General features: G+C 67.7%; 24 protein-coding genes. 5 read left to right on the plus strand and 19 right to left on the minus strand.

Features of this window, described 5'->3' with window-relative positions; translation table 11 throughout:
• The 14 genes from AOK08_RS34345 to AOK08_RS34405 form a co-directional block, all read right to left on the minus strand.
• Positions 1-1163 (minus strand): DUF3631 domain-containing protein (locus tag AOK08_RS34345; RefSeq protein WP_055533301.1); only part of this gene is annotated, 1163 nt, incomplete at its 3' end.
• Entirely contained in the window at positions 1160-1486 is a 327-nt protein-coding gene (locus tag AOK08_RS34350; RefSeq protein ID WP_157876912.1) for a hypothetical protein, read from the minus strand. The genes AOK08_RS34345 and AOK08_RS34350, both read right to left, overlap by 4 nt.
• Positions 1483-2373, minus strand: a complete 891-nt coding sequence (locus tag AOK08_RS34355; protein ID WP_055533304.1) for a bifunctional DNA primase/polymerase — start codon at positions 2371-2373, stop codon at positions 1483-1485. Before AOK08_RS34355 ends, AOK08_RS34350 begins: the two co-directional genes overlap by 4 nt.
• 272 nt (positions 2374-2645) lie before the next feature.
• A complete protein-coding gene (locus tag AOK08_RS34360; RefSeq protein ID WP_157876913.1) occupies positions 2646-3671 on the minus strand; it encodes a phosphoadenosine phosphosulfate reductase family protein in 1026 nt (341 codons plus the stop codon).
• 55 nt (positions 3672-3726) lie between these two features.
• Complete coding sequence (locus AOK08_RS34365; protein WP_055533308.1) at positions 3727-4335, minus strand: hypothetical protein; 609 nt, start codon at positions 4333-4335, stop codon at positions 3727-3729.
• 13 nt (positions 4336-4348) lie between these two features.
• Positions 4349-4543: a hypothetical protein gene (locus AOK08_RS34370; protein WP_055533310.1), complete on the minus strand. Its 195-nt coding sequence runs from the start codon at positions 4541-4543 to the stop codon at positions 4349-4351.
• Positions 4540-4815 (minus strand): hypothetical protein, encoded by a 276-nt coding sequence (locus AOK08_RS34375; protein ID WP_055533312.1) that lies wholly within the window; start codon positions 4813-4815, stop codon positions 4540-4542. The genes AOK08_RS34370 and AOK08_RS34375 overlap by 4 nt, the downstream gene beginning before the upstream one ends.
• 141 nt (positions 4816-4956) lie before the next feature.
• Positions 4957-7185, minus strand: a complete 2229-nt coding sequence (locus AOK08_RS34380) for a cell division protein FtsK (RefSeq protein ID WP_198539480.1) — start codon at positions 7183-7185, stop codon at positions 4957-4959.
• A 109-nt stretch (positions 7186-7294) separates the two neighbouring features.
• On the minus strand, positions 7295-7606 hold the full coding sequence (locus AOK08_RS34385; RefSeq protein WP_055533314.1) for a hypothetical protein: 312 nt from the start codon (positions 7604-7606) through the stop codon (positions 7295-7297).
• A gap of 29 nt (positions 7607-7635) precedes the next feature.
• The gene (locus tag AOK08_RS34390) at positions 7636-8007 is read right to left on the minus strand and encodes an RRQRL motif-containing zinc-binding protein (RefSeq protein ID WP_055533315.1); all 372 of its coding nucleotides are present in this window, start codon (positions 8005-8007) and stop codon (positions 7636-7638) included.
• Positions 8007-8996: a DUF2637 domain-containing protein gene (locus AOK08_RS34395; RefSeq protein WP_055533316.1), complete on the minus strand. Its 990-nt coding sequence runs from the start codon at positions 8994-8996 to the stop codon at positions 8007-8009. Before AOK08_RS34395 ends, AOK08_RS34390 begins: the two co-directional genes overlap by 1 nt.
• Positions 8993-9139, minus strand: coding sequence for a hypothetical protein (locus AOK08_RS46135; protein ID WP_157876914.1), 147 nt, complete (start codon positions 9137-9139; stop codon positions 8993-8995). The genes AOK08_RS34395 and AOK08_RS46135 overlap by 4 nt, the downstream gene beginning before the upstream one ends.
• A complete protein-coding gene (locus AOK08_RS34400; RefSeq protein ID WP_055533317.1) occupies positions 9136-9426 on the minus strand; it encodes a hypothetical protein in 291 nt (96 codons plus the stop codon). The genes AOK08_RS46135 and AOK08_RS34400 overlap by 4 nt, the downstream gene beginning before the upstream one ends.
• A gap of 157 nt (positions 9427-9583) precedes the next feature.
• Positions 9584-10309, minus strand: a complete 726-nt coding sequence (locus AOK08_RS34405) for a DUF4097 family beta strand repeat-containing protein (RefSeq protein ID WP_241827212.1) — start codon at positions 10307-10309, stop codon at positions 9584-9586.
• A 468-nt stretch (positions 10310-10777) separates the two neighbouring features.
• On the opposite strand from AOK08_RS34405, the gene AOK08_RS34410 reads away from it, so the two are divergent.
• Positions 10778-11158: a GntR family transcriptional regulator gene (locus AOK08_RS34410; protein ID WP_157876915.1), complete on the plus strand. Its 381-nt coding sequence runs from the start codon at positions 10778-10780 to the stop codon at positions 11156-11158.
• Positions 11159-11316: 158 nt separating this feature from the next.
• On the plus strand, positions 11317-12564 hold the full coding sequence (locus AOK08_RS34415; protein ID WP_055533322.1) for an NsdA family TPR-like regulatory protein: 1248 nt from the start codon (positions 11317-11319) through the stop codon (positions 12562-12564).
• Between the two features lie 66 nt (positions 12565-12630).
• On the opposite strand, the gene AOK08_RS44000 is transcribed toward AOK08_RS34415, so the two are convergent.
• From AOK08_RS44000 to AOK08_RS34425, 3 genes are all read right to left on the minus strand, one after another.
• The gene (locus AOK08_RS44000; protein ID WP_338400165.1) at positions 12631-13884 is read right to left on the minus strand and encodes a helix-turn-helix domain-containing protein; all 1254 of its coding nucleotides are present in this window, start codon (positions 13882-13884) and stop codon (positions 12631-12633) included.
• The gene (locus AOK08_RS34420; protein WP_157876917.1) at positions 13772-14404 is read right to left on the minus strand and encodes a hypothetical protein; all 633 of its coding nucleotides are present in this window, start codon (positions 14402-14404) and stop codon (positions 13772-13774) included. The genes AOK08_RS44000 and AOK08_RS34420 overlap by 113 nt, the downstream gene beginning before the upstream one ends.
• A 219-nt stretch (positions 14405-14623) precedes the next feature.
• Positions 14624-15766, minus strand: a complete 1143-nt coding sequence (locus AOK08_RS34425) for a hypothetical protein (protein ID WP_198539481.1) — start codon at positions 15764-15766, stop codon at positions 14624-14626.
• Between the two features lie 1370 nt (positions 15767-17136).
• On the opposite strand from AOK08_RS34425, the gene AOK08_RS34430 reads away from it, so the two are divergent.
• On the plus strand, positions 17137-17553 hold the full coding sequence (locus AOK08_RS34430; RefSeq protein WP_055533326.1) for a hypothetical protein: 417 nt from the start codon (positions 17137-17139) through the stop codon (positions 17551-17553).
• Complete coding sequence (locus AOK08_RS34435; protein WP_055533328.1) at positions 17550-21326, plus strand: caspase, EACC1-associated type; 3777 nt, start codon at positions 17550-17552, stop codon at positions 21324-21326. Before AOK08_RS34430 ends, AOK08_RS34435 begins: the two co-directional genes overlap by 4 nt.
• A 33-nt stretch (positions 21327-21359) precedes the next feature.
• On the opposite strand, the gene AOK08_RS34440 is transcribed toward AOK08_RS34435, so the two are convergent.
• The gene (locus AOK08_RS34440; RefSeq protein ID WP_241827213.1) at positions 21360-22064 is read right to left on the minus strand and encodes a restriction endonuclease; all 705 of its coding nucleotides are present in this window, start codon (positions 22062-22064) and stop codon (positions 21360-21362) included.
• 260 nt (positions 22065-22324) lie between these two features.
• Positions 22325-22873 (minus strand): hypothetical protein, encoded by a 549-nt coding sequence (locus AOK08_RS34445; protein WP_055533330.1) that lies wholly within the window; start codon positions 22871-22873, stop codon positions 22325-22327.
• 584 nt (positions 22874-23457) lie between these two features.
• Between AOK08_RS34445 and AOK08_RS34450 the strand changes: the two genes are divergently transcribed.
• Positions 23458-24195: nSTAND1 domain-containing NTPase (locus AOK08_RS34450; protein WP_055533332.1), on the plus strand; the 738-nt coding region annotated here is incomplete at its 3' end.

Consider the following 24195-nt stretch of genomic DNA (forward strand, 5'->3'; position numbering starts at 1 on the left):
GGCTCTGACCTGCCCGGTAGCGGAGGTAGCGGAAGTAGCGCACTTTCCGCAGGGGGAGGGCAGTAGCGTTGCCACGCGTCGTGAAGATCGGACGCGTAGTAGCCCTTCATGACGCTTCCGCCGGCCTTGATGTTGCGGGCCGCGATCGGCGCGTTGTCCGCGGTCATGTACTCACGCAGCATCCGCGAGAGGCCGCGGGCATCGAGCGGCTTGCCGCTCATGTCCGCCCACGGCGCCTCTTCGAGGCTGTGCAACCTGTCGAGGATGGCGACGGTGGGCAGACGGTCGATGCCGTTGAACACGTAGTCGCGCAGGTCGATCAACAGGCGAATGCCGACGCTGCCCTTGTCGCTGGTCTTGGCCGCGTTCACCAGCTCGATGCAGGCGGCGCGGGCCCGCTCCGGCCACGTGCCGCCCGCCGCATCGGCCACGGCGAGCAGGGGCTCCCATACGTCCGCGGGCCGGTCGCTGATGCCCTCCGGAAGCTCCGGGAACACTCCGTCGACCAGGTGGCGGATGGACTGCGCCCAATTGGCGAGCCGGTCGCGCAGTTCGTGTCCTTCCTTCTCGTGGATGCGCTGACGGAACGGTTCGACCTGCTCGTTCGGTGCGCGGCGCCGCATGCGGACGATGACCGAGCGAGTCAGGATCGTGTCGGGCAGCGAGCCGAGCCCCGCGACCGCGACCCCGCAGAACGACGGGAACTCCTGTACCTGCTGATTGGAACCGTCGCCCACGCAGCGCCACATGACGCCGGAGCGTCGGTGGCCTGCGTTCAGGAAGCCCCGGAGCTGTTCGTTCTCTCCGGCCTTGGGCCCGAAGACCGTATCGATTTCGTCGAACAGGATCGTCGGCCGTCCCTCCATCCCGGACACCGCGCGGAACAGTGCGGACGCGGATGCGTTGACCGCGACCATCGGTTGCGGCACGAGGGTTTCCACGATCTCCAGAGCGCGGGACTTGCCCGACCCCGGCTCCGGGGAGAGGAACGCGAGTCGTGGTGTGGAGTCGAAGCAGTCGAGCAGGTGCGCGTGCGCGTCCCACAGCGTCACGGCGACGTACGCAGCTTCGAGCGGGAAGATGTTGAAGCGACGGTGGAAGGACTCCACTTCATCGAGCAGTACGGAGCCGTCCATGACGGGTGCCGGCGGGTTGGCGCTCATGCCGCCTGCCTCCCTTCCTGGTTGGTGCGGAGCGGGCATACGTCGCGGTGTGCGCTGTGGTCTTCGATCAGGGCGAGCACCTTCGTGTGACCGACGGCGCTGCGGTTCCTGCCGCACAGGCACTTCGAGGTGGCGGTCGGTACGGCGCGGCCGGGGGCGGAGATGCGCAGCCATGCGACCGCGTACCGTCCATCTCCCTGCTGCGAGTCAGGACCAACCGCAGTGCGGACGCCCTTGCGGGCGGCGCCTGTCGGCTCGCCCACGGCCGGACCGGAGTGGGGAGCGGGAAGGCTCTTCAGGAGGGGGCGAGTAGGGGCGCTCATGCCGCCCTCCGGTGCTGGTTGCGAGCAATCGACCAGTTCAGACCACTGCGAATGGTCGCCTCACACGACCGCGGCGAGAGACCGGCCTGCTCCCCCGCCCACTGAAGAGCCTCTTCAACCTGCTCCCTGGGAAGGTCGCCCGACGCAATGAACCGCCCCAAGGCTCGCGCCGCCCGGAGCAACGTGGCGTTGCGCTCGCCCTCCGGCGCCGTGCGAACGCTCGCGGTTTCCGCGTTCAAGCCCGCTGCCGCGTAGCGAGAGGCTCGTACGGCCGATGGTGCAGCCGTTAGTGCCCGCGAAGCCTGACGAACCGTCAGGCGGGCGCACAGCCAATCCGGCAGGGGCGCGGGCGGCACGTCGTTGACGATCGCGTACGCGCCCGCGCTGGTGATGCTGCCCGGCGCAACGACGTAACCGCCCCATCCCCGGGTGTCGATGCGCTTGCCGAGCCGTCCAGCCGTGTTGCCGAGCCGGACACCGGACGGCGCCACGAAGTACAGGTGGACCCCGCCGCCCGCGGTCCGCACCGTACGCGTGGTGGGGACGGCATGCCCGGCGCGCTCGCAGAGCGCCGTGAAGGTCGTCACGCCGTTAGGCGTGTCCGTACTGCACTTGCGCTTGGGCATGTCGAGGTCGACGACGACAAGCCCGGACGGGCCGGTCGCGATGCCGACGTTGAACGGGAGGTCGCCCCATGCCCGACGGATGCGGTCCGGGTCGATCGTGGCGCGCTCTTCCCACTTCCGGTGTCCTCCGGCGCAGTCTCCGATGCCGGGGCAGACGTCTTCACCATGGAGGGCGGGGCGCTTGTCGCCGGGACGGAGAGGGAGGACGGCCCATCCTCGCTCGGCAGCGTCCAGTGCGGCGTAGAGAAGGTGGCGGTTCATGCGGCCACCGCCAATCCGCTCGATGGGGTGGCATGGGCCGGACGGCCCTCGCCGAATGCACGACGTTGGGTCATGCTTGAGGTCTCCTTGTTCTGTTGGAGGGACAGGAGAACCGGGGCGGGCGCAGGCTTGTGGTGAGACGGCGCCCGCCTCGGGGGGTTGCTACTGGTGCTTGGCCCCATGGGCTTACTCGGGGTGGACGTGGCCGTGCGGGCACCCGCCGACGGGCTACGAGACCCATGCCGCGCGGCGCCAGGCGAGCAGACGGCGAATCATGCAACGTCCGGGCGGGTGAAGGTGTCGTACTGGTCGGCCGTAATCAGGCCGCTCTCACGCCATTCCGCGAGGAGATCGGCCTGCCCTTCGGTGTCGACGCACTTGGAGCACAGCCGCCCGGCCGGGCGGTTACGGGTGCGCTCGCCGGGCGGGCGCTGACCCCATATACATGCGGGCAGTGCCGCGGCTTCAGCCGCGCTCTCCAGCTCCCGCAGGGGCTTCGCTGCGTGGGGGTAGAAGAACTCGATCTCGTCCAGCTCTCCGGGCTTGGCGAACGCCCCGCACAGGCACTCCCCCGACATGTGCAGGTGAACGGTCACCTCGTTCAGCGGCAGCGCGTCCGGGTGACACATCCGGTGCGGGGCGTGTTCGTGCGGAAGGTCGCAGCGGTGACGGGCCCGGTACTCGCGCATGTGAGCATCGGTCCAGTGCACGATGGGTGAGACCCAGATCAGCGAGCCTTCCCGGTCCACCTCTTCAGCGTTGCGAAACCGGCGGTCGGTCTCCGCCCACCGCATGCCCCCGAGGTAGATGACGTTGCGGGTGCGCCACTGAGTGCCAACGATCTGCGCACGCAGCCGCTGCAACGGCTCATCCTTCAAACGCCGGTACATCACAGAGTGCCCGGCCGGTCCGGGGAAGCCCTTCCAAACCTGACGGCCGATGTTCTTGCCGCGAGTGGACAGCACCCGCCCCAACACCAGATCCGCGTAACTGTTCTTGGGATGCAGCTCATGCAGCCGCAGCCCCCACGCGGCGACCACCTCACGCACATGCTGGGTGGTCTCCGGGACACCGGTGCCAGTGTTGACGTGCGCGATGGCATCCACCCGCTGCCGGAACAGGTGGTTGACGATCACGGAGTCATTGCCACCCGAGAACAGTCCGATGGTGGCGACCACCGGGTGGGTAGCAAGGACCTTGTCCACCATGGCGTGAGACTTCGCGATCGCCTCGTCCAACGTGAGGGCTTCCGGCTCGGCTTCGGCTTTGGGCGGTGTGCCGTCGATGCGGTCGGCCATGCCGGGGAACATGTCCGCCGACTGCCGCTTCTTCCTACTACGGGACGTCATCGCGTCAGCGCTCCTGAGCAGTGTCAACGGCAGGCAGTTCCGGCAGGCCGGCGACTTCGAGGGCCCGCGGGTCGAAGCCGGGCAGGGTGGCACGGGTGACGAGTGCCTGTGCGAGCTGTTCGGCGTAGGCGGCGCCGGTACGGGCCACCTCGATTTGCGTCGTGCCGCGGATCGTCTCGACACGCTCAATGTGGGCGCGTTCCTCGCGCCGATCGTTCACGTGCCGCTCGTACGCGACTGTGTCCCGGCGGTCGCGACGCCAGTAGCGGGCGGCAAGTCCGTACGCGCCCGCGGTGGCCACCGACCACAGCAGCAGCGGCAAGGGCAGACCGTCGGCGTACCCAGCGACCCCGGCAAACGCGAGCGCGCCGGAAGCGGCGAACGCGGTACCGGCAACGGTGCCGTCTCCGGAACGACCAACGCTCGCGCAGGCGCCGGCCGCCGCGGCAGCGAGAGACAGCGCGGTCATCAACACCGCGTTGCCAACGGAGTGTTCGGCACCGTTGGCGTTCCAGATTCGGGCCAGCGCGAGCACGGTTGTGGTCGCGAGCGCGGGCGCCGCCTTGGGGGTCGCGATGGCGAGCCAATGGCGGGCAACGATGGGTTCGTTCATGGCAGCTCTCCCGTCAGTTGGCGAGCGAGGACAGGAACCGGGCGAAGGACACGACCAGGTCGTGAATCGGCTCGTACGCGCCGGTACCGGCGGCGAAGAATCCGAAGAGGAACAGCACCACCGCAGCGCCGCCGCCCGTCGACTTGGTCTTGATGGCGAAGACAGAGGCGATGCCGAACAGCAGCACGGCCGACACCGTGAACGTCATCGCGACACCCCCGAGCGCGGCTCGTCGGTGCCGGCGCGGTAGACGCGGGCCCACCGGTTGTAGAGCCAGCGGCCGACGCGTATGCGCTTGCCGGTCGCCTTGCAGCGGCGGCAGTCCTTCCCGCGCTTCATGCGGCCCTTGCGGTCGGTCTTCATCCGGAAGCCCCATCCGCTGCACTTGCGGCAGTTGCCGAACGGGGAGGCGGCACACACAGCGACGTAACACAGTGTCACGCCAAGCATGAGAGTGATAGCGAGCAGGGCAGGGGTCATCACGGGCCCTTCCAGGCGGGTTTCAGGGGTTTCCGCAGGTGGGCCGCTATCCGCTAGCGGCCTGATCAGAGCAGGTTTGGGGCGCTAGCGGAGCCGCTAACGTTAGCGGTGTGTGCCGCTAGCGCTAGCGGCCCCGGACGGTCATCCCGCGTCGCGGTTTCCGTCACGCTCCGCAATCGAAGCCACGATGTGGGAGCGGTCGACACCGCGCCGGTTGACGACCTTGCCGTCCACACGGCGGCCCACTTGGACAGTGGAGACGCCGTGGGGCTTCAGGGCTGAGGCCAGTGCCTCCGGCGTCCATCCGTCGTAGACGTCGGTCCGCAGTTCGGCGAGCCGGGACACGACGGTCTCGGACCACACCTTGGGTTCATCGGCAGGGATGACCGCGAGGATGTCGGCGAGCAGGTCGTACGACGTGCTCGCGTCCGTCTCCGGCTCTTCCCCGAGCGCGTGCCCGGACAGGGTGCCGGCAGCTTCGCGCAGCTTGCGGGCGCGTGCGGCGATGCTCTCCGCGTTGGGCGCGTCCACGTACACAGAGCCGACGATCCGGGCATCCGAGCCTTCGCCCACGAAGTAGTGGATGCCCTTGTCTCCCCAAGAGAACATGGTGGCGCGCACGCCCCGCTTGTACGCGGACGTGCCCAGCACCATGTCGTTCTCCAACTGCCCCATGACCTTCAGGCAGAACCGAGCCGACGCATTGGCGGAAATGCCCGTGGGCAGCGCCTTCGCGTCCGGCCGCTGCGTGGCGAGCAGCAGCACGATCCCGGTAGCGGGACCACGCTTGACCAGGTCAGTGCAGATCTCTTCGAGTTCCTTGCCGTACTTCTCGTGCTCGAACCAGACCTGGCACTCATCCACCCCGATCACGATCGGGTGCAGCCCCAACGACTTCTTGTTGGCGAGTTCGGACGTCACCTTGGACTCGGGGCAGATATCCCGCGGCAGAGAGCGGATCACCTTGGCCCTGCGTCGCAGTTCCTCGCGCAGCGCGCGCAGGTCGCGCAACGCGTACTCGATGTCGTCCTCTTCGTCGCCGGCGCGGTGGCGGTGGGCGACGCGCTCGCCCACCGGGTCCAGGTCGCCAGTGCCCTTGAGGTCGTACGTGTGCAGTTCCGCCCGCGGGTCCAACGCGGCGATGAGCAGCAGCAGACGGAGCAGGAAGGTCTTGCCCATACGCGGAATCGCTCCGATGACGGCCGCGATGTACATGAGCGTGATCTCGACCCAGCGTCCGCGCTGGTCAGTGCCGAACGCGACCGGCTTGAACAGGTCCGTACTGCCCGACTTCAGCAGCGGCCACGCAGGCTTCTTGGCCTTGGACATGTCCTGATCTCCGACCCACAGCACCAGGTGCCCGGTGTGCTGGTCAGGCACTGCCTCCGGCCACACGCAGCCCAGCGGGCGGCGCAGCCCGGAAGCGAGCCGCTCGCGCCGCTCGATGATGTCCGTGACCGTGACGCCGTACGGGAGGTTGCCCTCCGCACGCCATCCCGGACCGTCGCGAGTGATCGGGGCGGTGAACTCGAACCCGTCGCGGCCCTTGCCCTGCGCCTGGTTGATGGCGGGGATGCCGAGCGAGCCGAGCGACCGCAGCACGATGTCTGAGGTGAGCTTGACCGCCTTGCGCAGTTCCACCGCGCGGTGAACGACCGGGGCGTCCGCCTTGCGGCCGGCGACTCCGAGCGCCATGACGACCGCGCCCACCGACACCGCCTGAAGCCAGGCAGGGGCGAGCACGTAGATGGCGAGTGCAGAACCGAGCCCGGTGAACATGGCGAGCACGGTCACGAGGGCGCGCAGTCGGACCCGTCCGTCGCGCTGACGCGACAGCTTCAGGTACTCGGCCGCGTCCTCGCGCCGGACCGCGGCGAGTCGGACAGGCTCACCCTCACGGTCGGCCGCCCACCGCATCGTGCCGCCAACGAACTTCGCGGCACCGGAGGGTGCTTGGAGAGTCAGGCGAGCGGCGTAGACCGGGGAGCGCAGCGCGTGGTAGCCGACCGAATGGGCGTAGTGCCGAGCCACCCACGCCGTAGCGGTCTTCAGCTCCGGCACGGACTTCAGCCACAGCGGAACGACCGGCCGCCGCTGTGCGGCGAGCAGCCGACCGAGGTAGCCCGGACCGGCCGCCTTCGCGGTCGGGAGGTCGACCGTGACGCGCGTGGTCGGGTCGGCCAACTCGGCATCCGACCGACTCGGGTTGGAGTCGGCCGACGGGTCGGCATCGGGTCGGGCAGTCGGGTCGGCCGACCCGATGCGGGCCGACCGTGCCTTGTCAAGGTCGACTACCTCTCCCCCGGGGTCGGTGCTCATCTCTGCTTCGAGTCGGTTGAAAAGTTCGTTGTCGTCGTCGGGGTGCTTCACTGACAGTCCTTCCAAAGGGGAGGAAATGCGGGGGCCGGCCGTCGCTGTGAGAGGTGGGCGGACGGCCCCCGCGCGGATGTGGCGCTGTTCCTCGGTGGCTGAGGCAGAGTCAGGAAGAGCGCGGCACGGGCAGCAGGGTGGGGTACTCCGGCCGCTGCCACGGCTGCGGGCCGACCAGCTCATCCGCCCACGCTCGTGCGAGCCGTGCGTGCAGTGCGGGCTTGCCGACGGGGAACCCTTCCTGCATCGCCAGTACGTTCCCGTCATGGGCCAGCACCCACGACAGACAGGAGGCGTCCCAGGCCAGGTGGAACCGACCGGCCACCGCGTCCACCCCGATACAGCGGGTACGGACGGGCAGGGCGGCCATTCGCTCAATCGGGTCAGCGCCGGCCGAAGCGCTGTCGGGCGTGTCGTTCATGGCGGAACTCCGTTCGCGACCGGGAGTGTTCAGGCGGCGCGCTGTTCCTCGGGGTAGGCGCAGGGCACGCACGTGCCGAGCGAGGTGGGGATGACGTATCCCGCGTCCTGTCGACAGGCCGGACAGGTACGGCGGGCGCGCATCGCCTTGGCGAGCGCGGCCCGCTTGCCCGGTGTCATCGGCCGGACGGGCTTGGCGCGGTCGACGCGGTAGAGGTAGGCGACCAGCGGGCCGCGCTGGTAGCGCGGGCGCATGATCTGTGCCGCGATCGACTGCCCGCCGGGCCGTAAGCCGCGGGCCCGTAACTGCCGTTTGGTGGCGAGTCCGTCGGGGGCGTAGCGCCACGGGTACGTAGGAAGTCCGTACGTCGCGCCGGTCGGGTCGAAGCACTTGCCGTACATCACGCAGCCTCAGCCGCTGTGCCGTCGCCCTCCGAGTCGTTCACGGAGTGCAGCGGGCGGCCGTCGGCACGCTCGGTCTGCAACAGGTCGCGCAGCTTGCGAGCGTTGGCCTGCGAGACGTGCACGGCAGTACGGATGCGATCCGCGGTCAGCTCCGAGTCGGCCCACCCTGCGGTGGCCGTGCGTCCTTCCGTGAGCAGTTCCTCAAACGTGCGCTGCGGCTTGGCCTTTGCCTTGGCGTTCGTCTGCCGGCGCGGGCGCGGCTTGGGGTCGGCCGGAGGTACCGGCGGAGGCACGGCGGGCGCCTCCTCCTCGGAGGTGGGGGCCAGTTCGCCCATGCGCAGCATCACGCGCTCGCGCCGCGGGGTCTTCGAGCGCCACTTGCGGCCGTACCGCTCGCGCAGGTCCGCACGGGCCAACTGCCGTTCCTTCTCCCGCGTCAGTGCCTCCGAGTAGGAGGTGACCTCCCACAGCGTCATGCGACGCCACAGAGCGAACGTCGACGGGAACGCGAGCAGCCACCGAGAGAACCGGATCTTTTCCATGCGCCGACCGGTGGCCGCGCCGATTCGTGCGGCGTAGATGTGCGCGCCGATCTCGGAGAACACCACCCACAGCAGCGGCATGGTGCCGTGCGCGACCTTGGCCCACATGCCCTGTCCGGCCGCAACGTTCAGCCCGCACGTGATGAGCGTGAGCACCCACGGCACGAACCGGACCCACGCAAGCGCCATGTCCATCCGGATCAACAGCAGGTTGGCCACGGTGAACACCGGAATGGCCACGTCGATACCGACCGGCAGCATCCACGGCTCGCCGAATCCCCAGCGGGCCGCAGCAGCAGACACGGCGTCGAAGGAAGAGATGAGACCGAGCGCACCGACTCCGGCCGCGGCAAGCGCGGCGATTCCGGCGAGACCCATCTCCGGCCTGGTCAGCGGCGGCACCCCGGACGGGGGCGCCGCAAGGGCGGTCGTTGTGGCAGTCATGCCGCATCACCGCCCTGGGAGGCTCGGAGCTGTGCGTTCATCAGCTCTGCCTGAACGTCGGCCACCTGTCCGGCGGTGATCTGCTCGTAGACGGCCTGGCTCTCCAGGAACATGCGGTCGTCGAAGTTCAGGTCGTCGCTCATGCCGCCGCTCCCTTCCGTACAGAGCGGCGGCGGCCGGCGAACCGAACCAGGGGGATGACGTCGAACAACTCGGGGTGTGCCTCGACAACCTCGGCCGCGATACGGACCAGGTCATCGGGCAGCTCGGGGTGCTCAGCGAGGATGTCGCGCGCCGCGTCCAGACGGGCCGCACGCTCTTCGTCGCTCTCACCCTCGACCCCGAGCCACAGCTCAACCGGGGTGCCGAGGGCGAGTTCCGCGAAGTCCTCAGCGGATACGGCCTGTTGGCGGCCGATGTACGTACGCATGGAAGGCTCCTGAGTGGGAGGGACATGGAGCCGGAGCAGCCGCAGGCGTTTGGTGAGACGGCGGCTACTCCGGAAGAACCCAAGCCGCAGGGCGACAGGGGAAAGCGCCCCCGGACCGAGTCGAACGGCCCGTGCGACCATCGGGGCGGTAGAGCGATCAGCGGTTGCGGACGCGGCCGGAGACGCTGTCGGCGGACACGTTCAGGTGGCGGGCGCCGGTAACCTCGACGTCGCCGGAGACACTGTGGGCACTGACGTGCCCGGCGGCGCCGCTGGTGGCCTGTACCTCGACATCCCCAGAGGTGGTGTTCAGGGCGGCGCTGCGACCGTCGTACAGCCGCACCTTGATGTCGCCGGACACCGAGTGCGCGTTGATCTGCTCGGTGGCCCGACCGACGCGGATATCCCCAGAGGTGGTGTTGGCCCGCAGCTCACGGACGCCATCGACCCCCAGGCCACCGGAGATGGAGCGGAACTCCATGCGGTCGACGTAGCCGTAGACCTCGGTGTCCGCAGACTGCGAGACGACCGCAAGGGAGGACTGAGCAGGCAGGCAGACCGTGGCTTCGATCGGACTGACGGTCGGCATGTCAGCCATGCCGCCGGAAACCACGCGACCGTTGATCCGGACCGTGCCGCCCACGATGCTCATGGTGCCGACGCTCTGAATGACGCTGCCGCGGCGCCCCTGCACGACCACGCCGTTCGGCATCTCCGGTACCTCGATGCCGAACGCCTGCCCGTTCTGCTGGCTACGAGCCCGGTTGATCGCGTCGGCCGCAGGCCCCGTGCTGTCGTCGGTGCGCAGCACCACACGGGCGGTGATCAGGTTCTCGATCACCTGAACGCGGACGCTGCCAACCGGCAGGGACAGTCCCAGCACGATCGGGCCGGAGGTCTCGGAGTCGAAAATGCGCTCGGTCATGGGTAAGCCCCCAAAGGCTTGTTGGAGTGGGACACGACGTGCGCGAACAGGCGGAACGGCCGCGGCAGTGAAGTGGTGAGACGCGGCCGTCCCGCGCGGAAGTTGAAGTGGTGCGTGTCTCCTTCATCGCGACCGCGCTCCCGTGTCAGGTAGAGCTGTCCGGCCTCGAAGTAGGCGTATGGAGACGTGACCTTTCGGTCTAAGCCCTCCGGTGAATGCCAAGGCGCCGGGTCGCCTCCCCCCGTCCGATGCGGGGCTCCTGGTCGTGCGGTCTTGCAGGTCAAGCGCTTACGGGTACAGCCGGCTGAGCCCTTCCGGGCTTGCCGTACTAACTTGTAACAGCATGTACTAGCACGCACCACGGCGCAAGAGGTCGCCACAGATTCGTGCTAGGTCGTACTAGGGGTGGGTACGCTCGATGGCGTGATGAGCGCTGAAATCTCGAAAGACGACCCAAGGCCAGAGTCCGAGCAGGCGGCCGACATCCTGCGCCAAGAGATCCTGCGTGGTGACATCAAGCCCGGAGGGCATGTGGGCTCCGTGCGAGACTTGACCGAACGGTTCAAGATCTCGGGAATGACAGTGCAGCGGGCCCTTGCGATCCTCCGTGAGGATGGGCTCATCATGACGACGTCGCGGGGCAGCTATGCCCGCGACCCGGAGCAGGCTGGCGAAGGCAGCGGGACCGACGCGGTTGTCGACGTTCCCGAAGTGCTGCGCCGGCTCGAACATCTCACCTCCCAAGTCTCGGAACTTCGCGGCAGGGTCGAAGCTCTCGAAAGTCGCCCCGAACCGGGTGGTGCGTGATCTGCAACCAGCATGCGTGGAACGGGAGTTGTGAGGTAAGTGACAGCCCGGGGACGGCAGAGCAGGGGAGGGGACATGCCCGGTGACACCCCCCTGTCACCTTCCCTGTCCCCCCGGCTCGCGCGCGAGACTCGGAGCAGGTACTCGGAGGAGGGCGCATGACCGACGACAGGCCCGCATGGGCGCGACGCATCGCGGCTGAACGCGCGGCGCGCGACTGGTCGCAGCGTGACGCAGTCAGGGCTCTACGGGCGCACGCTCCAACGGAGCTACCGGCGGAAGACAGCATGATCCGCCAGTGGAAGCGCTGGGAGTCCGGCCAGATGCCGAACGACTTCTATCAACCGATCATCGCGGCCCTGTTCGGCACGGTGACACACGCGCTCTTCCCTGCGCCATCAAGGCGCGATGGGGACAGGGAGATCTTGGCGGCGAGCGGAATGGAGACGTTGGAGATCGTGAGCCGGCTGAACCGGTCCGACGTCGACAACGCCACGCTTGATGCCCTGCGGATCACGACCGACCGGCTCGCGTCGGAGTACCCATTCATGCCGAGCGAACAACTTCTCATTGAGGGGCGGCAGTGGCTTCGTCGTGTCGTCGAACTTCACACGAAGAGCCTCACGCTCGCACAGCACCGCGAGGTGCTCGCCCTGTCCGGTTGGCTCGCTCTGCTGGTCGGCTGTGTCGAGTACGACACGGGCGACCGTCACGCGGCCGAGTCAACGCGCCGCGCCGCCCTCTCCCTGGCGACCGAAGCCGACCACGCAGAGGTGGCAGGGTGGGCGCACGAGATGCGCGCCTGGTTCGCGCTCACAACCGGCGACTACCGCGGCGTGATCTCGGCAGCGCGGGCCGGAGCTGAAGCGGCGCCACATCACGGCGTGGCTGTGCAGCTTGCTGCGCAGGAAGCCAAGGCATGGGCGCGGCTCGGGGACCGCCGGCAAGTCGAGGTGGCCCTCGACAAGGGCCGGCGGACACTCGAAGCGATGCCGCACCCCGAGAACCTGGACAACCACTTCGTGGTGGACCCCGCGAAGTTCGACTTCTACGCGATGGACTGCTACCGCCTGGTCGGTGAGGACAAGCTCGCGCGCACCCTCGCCGAAGAGGTGCTGAGGGCGGGAACGGACTTCGACGGAACCGAGCGGTCACCGATGCGCAACGCGGAAGCCCGCGTCACGTTGGGAGTCACGGCGGCGCGTGAGGGCGACTTGGAGCAGGCACTCATCATGGGAGCGCGCGCCCTCGAAGGGGACCGGCAGTCGGTGCCGTCGCTCATCATGACCAGCCGGGAACTCGCTGCGGAGATGAGGCGCCGTTACAGCTCAGAGCCAGCGGCGCAAGACTACCTGGCGCGACTTTACTCGCTCGCCGAACAAAGGCCAGGCTTCATGCCTCGCTAGCTCCTGGAAAATTCCATTATCGAAAGATACCCAATAGGGGCCCGCTCTTCGAGCGGGCCCCTATTTCTATAATGCCTTGAGGCGAGCCACACGTTGTCGACGCTCACCTAGGCTAATGACGTTGGCCCCATGTTTCGCAGCCGGATTAGCGGCACTTTCTGGGGCAAGCGATCTCATTAGAACAGGGTGAATACCCAAGTCTTCCGACGCTTGAAGAACAGCGGGCGGCTCACCATAACGGCGAGCCAGCATGGCTCTCATCAAGGATGGCTGCTCAGGATGGACAGCAACAGGCTCGCTAGTGCGCCACCCTCGGGCACCAATCTGCTTATATAGGCTTTCTTTGCGCTCACTATCAACATATCCCAAGTCATACGCTCGCTGGATTAGCGCCTGAATGGACATACCCCAACGCTTCTTAAGCGCAGCGAAGTCCCGAAGCATTAGAGGACCAGAGAATGCCTCGTCAGCACGCATTCGGGGAAGCAAGAGAGCCCCGGCAAACCGATGAGCTTCCAACTCCGCCTCTTTCGGAGAAAGCTCCGCTCTCCTTGCCGGATGCAGCACTAGATGCCCAAGCTCGTGAGCAACCGTAAATCTCTGCCGATCGCCGCTGCCGGCCGAGAAGTAGCTGATTAGAGAAGGCTCTGACTGCCCCCGCCAACAGGAGACTCCGGAGTGCCCGACAACGATATCTTCCCCGTGCCCCTGAGCGTCGACAAGCACAAGAGGTACGACCGGAATTCCAGCACGCTCACAGGATCGAATAACGTGACCAAGAACACCATCTTGAGCAATCCCCAACGCATTTCGCGTGGCAGAGGCAAGATCCTCAATGGCGTCAGGGGAAATCTCCCCTTCCGGTCTTGGCAAGGTTGTTCGGCGAACTCGGGTCTCGGTAAGGAGTCGCGCTGCAACCCGATAAGCTTCCCGAACAGTCACTTCGACCCGACCAACCTCACGAACTGATGCACTTGCCTTCTTACGGAACAGAAGGGTGTCAGTCGGCAAGTCGGTCGGGTCGACATCAAAGAACGAGCGCGGTGTTCCCGTTGCCTCAGCGATCCGCCCCAACAGCTCGTCCGTGACACCCTTGGTGCCCTTCTGGATCTGCGAGATCATCGGCTGAGACACGCCTGCGGCTTGAGCCAGTTCCCCCTGGGTCAAGCCCATGAGGAGCCGGAGCGTCCTGATCCGCTCCGCAGGATCATGCACCACTTCCTTCACCCTCTTCGCGCTCGTCTTCGTCGAACTCGAAGGGCAGCACAATGCCCTTGTCGTCCGGCACGAACTCCCAGTCCGTGAACGCTTCAGTCTCACGCGGCAGCTCGAAATCGAGGTCGAACTTCGGCGGCCGACCGGGCTTCCATTCCCCGATCGGACGCACGATGCGCACAGAGATCTCCCCGCCCTCTTCACGGGGCGACAGCCAGACTGCCAGGAGGTTGCTCGCTTCAACGCCGAACAGGTCAACCGCTCGATTGTAGTAGTAGCTGATGCGAGCCTTGTTGCGCCCCGGGGCAGGGATCAGGTCGTAGGGCGTTGCATGGAGGATACGCAGAGTAAGCATGTTGTTGCGGAGGTGGAACCGTCCGCTGGAGCCGTTGATCGGCTCCCACCCACCAAGATACTTCCGATCACCATGGAGACGCTCCACGCACCGACGCGCATGGTCCCGAGCGAGGTCGGTCCGCCCCTTCGAGTAGCCATCTCCCACCATGCCGTGCTCGTCAAAGTGCGCGTGCGCGGCAGTGTAGCCATCGTCAAGCGCAGCGTAGAGAGGTTCAGAGAGGCCCTCGGTGGCGGCCGTGATGAATGACGCGTCTTCAGGTGTGAGCATAGCGGTTATTTTATAACCGTGAATCACACACTCGCAACGACGTTGAGCGGTGTGGCCCGGAGAAGTTGACAGGGAAGGCGCTGACCACGGGCCGGCCGGGGACGCACACCCCTACAACCGCTCAACAGGGGGCCAAACGGTGCAGCCGCGCGAGGACCGTCCCGGACGGTGGTGGACAGTCCCGGGCGTGACGTAGCGGGTGGAGGGTCCTACGCCACATCACTCATGACTGTCGACAACCATCCCATGCTTCCGTTCGAGGTCGAGATCGCTCAGCCCTCCCTCGCGTTGATCGTCCGGGCCGCGCTCGGGTTTACGCAGCACAATCTTCCAGTAGCGCCGGGTTGCAAACGGAGGGCGCGACCAGTCCCCCCGGGCATCCCGGCGTTGCAGTACTTCTTGAACCACCTCTCCGGCATCTCGACTGAACCCGCTCGGGGTCAACGCGACACGGTGACAGGCCAGGTCGCTACTGTCCTGGGCAAACTTTTGCCACTTACCGTCGTCGTGACGCTTCTCTGGCCGGAGCACATCGAGCAGTTGAAATGCATCGAGCTGTTGATGCGTCTCATAGGCTTCTCGCCCCAGGCCGTAAGCCCCCTGCCGCACCGCGCTCGTCACCTTCGTTACGAACAGCGATGGGTCAGCGGTCCCCATCCAGTCGTACTTCAGAGCATCAAGCCACATCAGGAGCGCGGCGATCTCACTGGTCGTGAGGACGTGCACCCACCCCTCGGTGAAGAACTCTCGGGGAACCTCCACGAACGGCTCGGCGTCAGTCGGCACCACATACGGCACTCCGGCCGCCGGCGTGCTCTTCCCGTTCTCGTGCAACAAGTCGAATCCCTGCCGCCCACGGCCGGGGCCCTTGGTGGGACGAATCAGATTGAGCCCCTCCAACTTCTTCAGCGCCTCCGTGACCTGTCGCCGTTTGTTGGTCGCAACCGAGGCGCCTTGGATGCCCGGACCGCGGTATCTGGCAATGGTCGCGGTCAACCCCACCCATGAGTGATCACTCTGCGGCGTCGGCTCCACGGGGTACGGGTTCTTCCACGCCTTCCCGGGCTTGGCAGAGCACTGCGCGGCGAACAACATCATGAGGTGCAGCTTCAGCGCGACCCCCTTGGGGGTGATCATGCGCGCTGCAAGTGGGCGCTGCTCCATCGGCAAGGGCTTCCGCTCGTCCTCTACCGATTCGATCTTGTCGTTCCGGAGGTACGCGCGCCGCACGCGAATGTCGGCTGGTTGATGCCCCTCCTGCCAGAGACGCAACGCCTCAGCCGTGACGGCCGGCAACTCGCCGCGCCGTAGCGCACGTAGCGTCTCTAGCCGAACCTCGACCTTCCCGTCCTTCGGCGGCAACTTTCCCCCACGCTTTGAGCGCTACGGATTGATCCGCATGCTGTCTTGGTCATGCATATTCATCTATATCAATGTCAACTTAGCAGCCATGAGGATCAATCCGTCCGACAGTCTACCCGACCAGCCGGGAGTCAGAGGGGAACCTTGTGGTGAGCGGCAAGGGCCTACGAGGTGTAACGGGCCCCCGCCCGCGAACAGTTACGCAGGCGCCAGGGCCACCAGCCTGGCAGCACAGCGCCCTGGTGCCTGCGGTTCCCCAGAGAAGCGAGGAACTTCTACATTGAGCACTGTTGAACGTACCCCAGGACCGGGCGGACAGCACGACCACTCGACGGCACCGACCGGGTCTCTTGAGGCCGACGGAAGCGCACTGGCCTGGGCTCAGATCGGATTCTCAACCCTTTGTGTTGCGGCTGGCTCAGTGATCGGCCTCACCGCGAACGTACCGCTCGGGATGGCGATCGTCGCCGCTGCCGCTGGATGGCAGATCACGGTGCACATCCGTAGGTAGCCGACTGGGCGCGCCACGCGCCTGGGCCCGCCGTCCGTGGGGCAGCCTGGGAGCGCCTGCTCCAGAGGCGCATGCGGCGCGCCCGAACCATCAGCCTCCAAGGGCCGAAAAGCCCGCCCCCCGGGGGCCAAACAGGGGGCCAAACGGTGCAGCCGCACGAAGACCGTCGCGGACAGTGGTGGACAGTCCCGGAGCCGAACGAGCAGCACTGATACCTTGGTTGCCACGTCACGAGGGCCCTTGACCGCGTTCGGGACGAAGAGGTCGTGGGTTCAAATCCCGCCACCCCGACAGTAAGACACCAGGTCAGGGGCCTGATCCGCAATGCGGGTCGGGTCCCTGAGTGGTTTTCGGGGCTTGGCAAGCTCACTGAGGCTGCTCGGCGCCTTTCGCCGCATGGATCCACGCCTGTCCGACTCGGCCCCTGTGGCCAAAGCCCATGTCAAGCGTGAGGAAGCGGGAGTAGCCGGTCGAGCGGTCCTTGTACTCGAACAGCCAGTCGACAGTGAGTGGTTCAGCGAGGCTGGGGCGTCTGTGCGGGCCTCGGCGGTTGCACTCCGGCCGATTGGCCGATGCCGTCCATGCGGTGGCGTCACCGGTGTTGAAGGAGACCGTCATCCCTGGGATGCGGACGTCTGCCTGTCAGCGCCGACGGGATCCAGGCAGGGCGTCTCCCCCGCCTCGATGCCTGCGATCGCCCCGGTGCCGCCGGTCGGTGGTTGAGACGCCGGTTCTCCAACGTGCGAGGTGGCCGGATGCCGCCCCTTCTCTCGATCGCGGGTTGTCACCAGCGAACGTCCTCGTGCCAGAGTCGCCCAGCGGAACGAATAAGCAAATAAGCGAACACGAGGAGCAGCACATGCGCGACGGGGGACCGCTGTGGACACTCACCGTGCCCACAGGCGGCGACACACTCCGGCAGGAGCGCCTCACCCGGGATCTGCACGACTGCCTGGTGAAGGCAGACGGTCTCGTCGTCGGCATTGAGGACGCCGAAGGGCCCGCCGAACCGGGCCGTAAGGGTACGGGCGCGGGCGAGGTGGCTCTCTGGGCCGCTACCACTGCCGCTGTCGCTCGCCCGGCGTCCCAGGTCCTGATCACCCTGATCAAGGAGTGGTGCGCCAAGGAACGGCACCGCAGGGTCGTGGTCACCATCGCGGGCGACTCCGTCGAGATCACCGGGCGCCCTGACGCCGCGCAGGAACGCATGGTCCGCGAATTCCAGGACCGGATCTCCGGCGACAACGGCCCCGCACCGGATGACAGCGCGGCGTGAGCCGCCTCCATAAGCGCCGGGCTCTTCTGATCGGCAACGAGCACTATGACGACGGCCGCTTCTCGTCACTTGCCTCCGTCCGAGCGGACGTATGGGGACTCGCCCAGGTCCTGAAGCACCGAAACATCGGCAACTTCCACTCCGTCCAGACAGAATCCGATCTCACCGCAGACGACATGCGGGCGGTCATCGGCGAGTTCCTTCAGGATCGCGACGAGGACGAGCTCGCACTCGTGTACGTCTCGGGACATGGTGTCCGCTCGGTGCGTGACGGCGGCGAGTTCCACTTCGTCGCCAAGGACACCGACTTCGACACAGTGGCCGCGACGGGTGTCAGCGCCGGGTTCCTCAATGATTCGCTGGAAGAGTGCGTCGCACCGCAGAAGATCGTGATGATCGACTGCTGTCGTAGCGGCGGGTTCGCCATGGGGTTGCGTACGTCGGATCGACAAACTGGCAGCGCCGTGGCGAAATCCGGCGAGCAGCCCCCGCTGACCAGCAGGGGTGTGTACGTCCTGTCGTCCTCGCGGGCCGGGGAAGACTCGTTCGCCGACGCGGGCGGCGGCGACGACGTGAAGCCGTCGGCGTTCACCGGTGAGGTCATCGAGGCGCTGCGCACGGGCAAGGTCAGCAAGGACGGCGGCAGTGAAGTACAGGTCAGCGACCTGTTCCACTATGTGAACCGGCGTATGCGTGCCCAGGACGGTGGCCGTCAGGTGCCGGTGCAGTCCGCGCTCGGCGTCGACGACCGAATCGTCATCGCGGACAGTCCGTTCGGCCGGGCCCCCATCCTCGATCCCCTCAGTCCGCGACCCCGCCCCGGCGCCGAGGCGCCGCCACAGCCACACGCCGCGAAGTCCGCTCATACGCAGCCCTCCTGGGCCGGCCTGCTGGACTACTACCGCGAGTGCGTTCTGGCCGAGGGCGCCGAGACGCCTCTGATGGAGGTGGGCCACCAGAACACGTCGTACGTATGCCTGGACGGCGCGGAGAGGTTCATCTCCGGCGACGTGGACGACGACGGATGCACCGCGCTCCCCGAAGAGGCGGCCTCGCTGGTGGATTCGGCGGCCGAGGAAGACGCGGAGCTCTGGGCGGGCTACCCGGCCGTGGTCCTCACCGGGCCGCGCTCCGGAACCCCCTGGCGGCACCCGAAGTTCGCGCCGCTTCTGGTACGCCGTGTCGAGATCGTCCACGGCGAGGGCGAGGCGAGGCTGAAGCCGTACGGTCCGGTCCAGCCGCATCCTCAGCTGGCTCTCGACTGGCTCGGAGAGGAGGAGGCCACCCAGCTCATCGACACATTCCAGCCGTCCTGGCATCGAGGGCAGCACGACCGTATGGCGTTGGAGGTACGCAACCTCCTTACGCAGGAGTTCGAGCTGCCGTGTGTGCAGGAGCTCCAGCCCGACCGGCTCGCCGACCGCATCGACATCCGCACACCCGGCCACGGTGCCCGCAACACCGCGGTCCTCTTCTCGTCGCGCCCCCAGACAGGCTTCACCAAGCGCCTGCTCAACGACTTCGCCGACATCTCCAAGCAGACCGACCAGATCGAGAAGACCGCCCTCGGGGCCCTCGCGCCCGAAGCCTCGCAGCGTGACCGGGCCCTCGGCCACACGGAGCCCGAACCGGCACGCCTCGTGACGCCACTGCCCTGCAACGAGGCGCAGACCGCGGTGCTCCGGTCCGCCATGACCCGCCGACTCACGGTGGCCACCGGCCCGCCCGGCACCGGCAAGAGTCAGTTGGTCGCCAATCTCGTCGCCACCGCGATCTCCGCCGGTCAGACCGTACTGGTCGCGTCCACCAACAACGAAGCCGTGGACGAGGTCTGGCGCCGCTGCGACACACTGGTGCCCGGCAGCGTCGTACGGACAGGTTCGGCGCGGAAGAACGCCAAGAGCAACGCCAAGAGCAACGCGGAGCACGAGGCCGCCGCGCTGCACGCACTGCGCACCGGCCCGGAGCCGTCGTCCACCGTGGCCACGGCGTCCATGGAGGCCACCCTGGCCGCAGACCGTCTGACAGAGGTACGGCGGGACCTGGCGCACATCGCGGAGACGGAGCTGCGGCTCCGCCGGGCAGGCGAGGCCCGCGACCACCACGCGGAGCAGCTCGGGATCGCCGTCGCCGAACTCCAGGGCCTAGTCGGTCGTCCGCCCCGGACGAGGGAGCTGGAGGACAAGGCGCGCCGCCTCTCCCGCGCGCGCTTCCTCGGGTCGTGGCGTCGGGCCCGGTTCCTGCGCGGGGCCGGTCTGGACGGGTACGACGGCGATTCCGCCGCGGGCTGCCTCGCACTCGCCGGCTTCGCCGCGGCCGAGACAGAGTGGCGTGACGGGCGCGAGCACGCGGCATCCGTGGACGACACAGCGCTCGCGGGCGCACTGCGCGACGCCGAGAACAGCGTTCAGGACGCTTCACGCGCTCTCCTCGCCACCAAGGTGCGAGCCGCCGCCTGGGCCGGGCGCCGTCGCATCCTCGATCTGCTGACCGCTCAGGACGCCGGTCGCAGCGACTGGCCGCAGATGCGGAGGGTCCTGGGCCGCTCGGACGGCTCGACGGATACGCCCGCGGTGGCCGGGTGGGCCGTCACCAGCCTCTCCGCCCGGCGTTTCCCCCTGGGCCCGGCCCTGTTCGATCTCGTCGTCATCGACGAGGCCAGCCAGTGCGCGATCCCGCATGTCCTGCCGCTGCTCTTCCGCGCGCGGCGCGCCCTCGTCATCGGCGACCCCATGCAGCTCACGCACATCACGAAGACCAGCCCGCACCGCGAGGCGCTCATTCGTCGCGGTAACGGGCTGCGGTCCGAGTGGCTTGAGAAACGCCGCCTTGCCTACCGGCGCCACTCCGCCTTCCACGCCGCCGAACGCTCCGCGGGCGGCACGTTGCTTCTCGACGAACATTTCCGCTGCCACCCGCACATCGCCGCGATCTCCAACGACCTCTTCTACGACGGCGGACTGACCGTCCTCACCGACACCCGCGGCCGGCCCGCTCTGAAGCGTCCCGCCGTCATCTGGACCGACGTGCCCGGACGGGCCACCCGCCCCCGGTTGGGTGGCTCCTGGGTCAACGAGGACGAGATCCGAAAAGCGCACGACAGCGTCAACTACCTGCTGGAACAGCTGCCGCCCGAAGCCACCGTCGGCGTCGTCACTCCCTTCGCACCACAAGCCGAAGCGCTGCGGAGCCGCTTGCGGCCCTACGACGAGGAGCGTCTGCGCATCGGTACGGTCCACACCTTCCAGGGCGGCGAACGCGATGTCATGGTGTTCACCCTTGTCGCCGGTGACGGCATGCACCCCGGTGCCGTCGAATGGGTCGGCGGACAGCTGAACCTTTGGAACGTAGCCGTCACCCGCGCGCGAAGTCACCTCATCGTGGTGGGGGACAAGGAGCTCTGGCGGAAACGGGGAGGCGTGGCCGCCGCGCTGCTGGAGACCGCGGAGCGCGACGGTGTACCCCCGCGGGACAGCGGGGAGGATGTGCTGCTCAAACGCCTGTTCCAGGTCCTTTCCCACGAGGGGGGAGTCCCTGTCACGCTGGGCGAGACCGTTCACGGGCATCCGGTGGACGCTCTGGTGGGAGGCGCCGGTGACACCGCCCGCAGAGCTGTACTGCTCGACAGAGGAGTCGAAGAGGGCGCCGACGCGGCACGCCACCTCCGGCTCATGCTGCACCGGCGGAACCTGCTGGGCAGTGGGGACGGCGCAGTCGAAGCCGCTCGATGGCCGGCCTGGCGGCTGTACGAGACGGACGAGCAGCGGAGGTGAGGGCAGGCCCGCGTCCTGATCCGGCGGGCACCCTCACTCTCCGTACGCCTGCCTCCAGCGCGTCCGGTGCCGAGGATCCCCCTGTCCGCCACCGTTCACCTCACCGAGCGACAGCAGCGAGGCTCCGCTGTTCCACAGCCCGAGGTGGTCACGGTGCACAGCGAGAATGCCGTGCTGTACGGCGAACCCTTCGGAAGGCCGACTGAACCGCGTGGTCGTCACGAACACCGCCAGATCGGCCCCGAAGTGCACCCTGGCCCCCAGCAGGTCACGCATCTCGCGGCTCGCGATCGTCCTGGTCGGCGCGTAGCGCTTGCACTGAATCACCATGGTCCGGCCGTCCGGGAGACGGCCGACGACGTCGGCTCCGTTGTCGTTCGCGCCGCCGACGCGACGTACGCCGGTGCACCCGTCCCTCCGGCACAGGGCCGCGACCCGCTCCTCGAACTCCGTACCGGTCATCGCGTCCATCTCCGCGAGTGTGCGTCGCCCTCTCTCGACCCTGTCGGCCTGCCGCCACAAGCGGTCCCGCCCGCGGACCCTTCGGTCCGTACGCCAGAGCCACCAGGCGGTGCCACCCGTGCCTCCGAGAACCAGCGCCCAGACGAGGTAGGGCCAGACCGTGGACCAAAACGCCACCACGAGGACTGTCACCGCGCCGCCGGACAGGGCCACCCGCCGGAACCGGGCGGCCTTCCGCCTTCGCGCGACGGCACCTCGTCCACGCCGAGCCGCCATGCACGCTCCCTCCCCCGAGGCGTCGTCGTGTCCGACAGTCTGGCCAACGAAGCGCGGCACGAGTAGAGCCCGGAGCAAGCCAATGACCGAAACCGGTCCTCCGCACAGTGCGTTCACGCGTCCGAGCGGGAGAGAGCACGCGCGCCGAGCCATCCGCCGGCGGCCTCGATCGTCGTCAAGAAGGTGTGACCCGACCCGCGAGCAGCAGCGACCGACCGCTGTTCGTCCTGAGCGATGTGATGTCTACAGCGATGTGATGTCTACGTCCGCCGGGGCTTGCGTCGGCTGTTACCGCCGCCGTGGCGCCGCTTCCGGGCCCCGGGCCGCGTCGCGGCGTCGAACTCGGCCTCGCTGGTCACCGTTCGTGGTTCGGGTACGAGCGTGGTCGCGGTCGATCGCCATGGGACAGCCGTGGCCCAGCCGATCAGTGGCATGGTCTCGTCGTAGTGCGGGGCGAACCGCTCGACGGAGATGGCGGGCATCTCGTAGTCGAGGGCGCGGACTCGTTCGGCGAACGCCTCCGGCAGTACGACGTGATGCGTCTCCACGTAGTGCGGAAAGTCCTTCCGCCACAGCCACACACCGTCGGTCAGCAGGGACGAACATCCCTGGGAGTGCCGGTGGGCGCTGCCCGTGATGACGTCGTGTCCAGCTTCCATGACGTGGATGAGGACATGGCCCGTGTCCAGGTAGGCGACCAGGTCCGTCTCGTCCGGGGCGCCTACGGGCCGGACGGCATCGCGTATCGATCCGTTCGGTCGGCCGGAGCGGTCGTCCAGTTCGTCGTAGAAGCCCAGCAGGCCCAGCACCGTGCCTCCTTCGGCGAGCGTTGCCGTTCCGACGGCACCCGCAGCAGGTCAAGTCGGGTCAAAATTGATCAAGTTAATTTAAGTTATTTCAAGTTGGGTCAAGTCGAGTCGGTAGCAGCGTAGATGCCGCCCATCTACAGGGACTCGTCGGAGCACTCATGGGCCGCGGCACCGGCAGGATCGCGGGCGCCCCAACGCCGTTCGGCACCGGTCCCTCCCCACGTGGGGACCGGTGCCGAACGATGTACGGGGATCCGGGAGGAATCCGGACTGTGCCGGGTTCGCGGATCTCGGGGCCGTGTGGTGCCGGCGGCGGCCCCGGTCGGCGGTGTCCGGCGGTGTCCCGCCGAACCTGCCGGGAACGTTCCGTTCCCCGGTCGTCCTCGGGATCGCCGCGCCAGTGGTCCGAGTGGACACCGCGTGGCTGGTTCCTTGCTGCGGCATGATCCTGCCATCCGGAGCTCCGGGAGGGGAGGTTCCGGTGTCGGGCGGACGGCTTATCCGCAGGTCAGCCATATAGAATGGGTTTTCCGGTCCGGACGGCACCGGATGACCACGCGGGGGAAGCGACGGGGGAAAAAGGGGTGGAGACCTCGAGTTCCGACTCAGGGGCACGCACGGCCTTCGCGGAGCGGCTCTCGCTGCTGTACAAGGAGGCCGGTAATCCTCCCCTCAAACGGGTGGCCGAAGCCGTCGCCCAGTTGCAGCGGATCGACGAGCGTGGGCGTCCCGTGCGGGTCTCCGTCCAGCGGATCAGCGACTGGAGGCGCGCCAAGAACGTGCCCGCCCAGTTCGCCGCTCTCGCCGCCGTACTGAGCGTCCTCGTCCCGCTGGCCCGGCGCGACCGGCCCGTGTCCGTCTCTCCCGGGCTGTACGACATGGTCCAGTGGCAGCACCTGTGGGAGCGCGCCGTCGCCGACCCGGTCGGCGGCGAACGGGGCCTCACCGGGTCCCCGGGTGAGGAGGAACCCTCCACCCCCGAGGTTCCGGCCGTGCCTGGCGGCGTGTGCCCCTACCGGGGTCTCGCCGCGTACCGCCAGGAGGACACCCGGTGGTTCTTCGGGCGGCAGCGGAGCACCGACGCCCTCGTCGCCCAGCTCCGCGCGATTGAGGCAACGGGACCGACAGGCCCCATGGGTCGCGCGTCGGCCACTTCCGACTCCGGCTCCGGCATCACCGCCAGTACCGGCACCGGCACTACCACCACCGCCGGTCTCGTCATGCTCGTTGGCGCCTCCGGTGCCGGCAAGTCCTCCCTCCTTAGCGCCGGGCTCGTGCCCGCGTTGCAGGCGGGGGCGTTGGGTGGTGGGCAGGGGCAGGGG

Source organism: Streptomyces graminilatus, assembly GCF_001418565.1.
Lineage (GTDB): Bacteria > Actinomycetota > Actinomycetes > Streptomycetales > Streptomycetaceae > Streptomyces > Streptomyces graminilatus.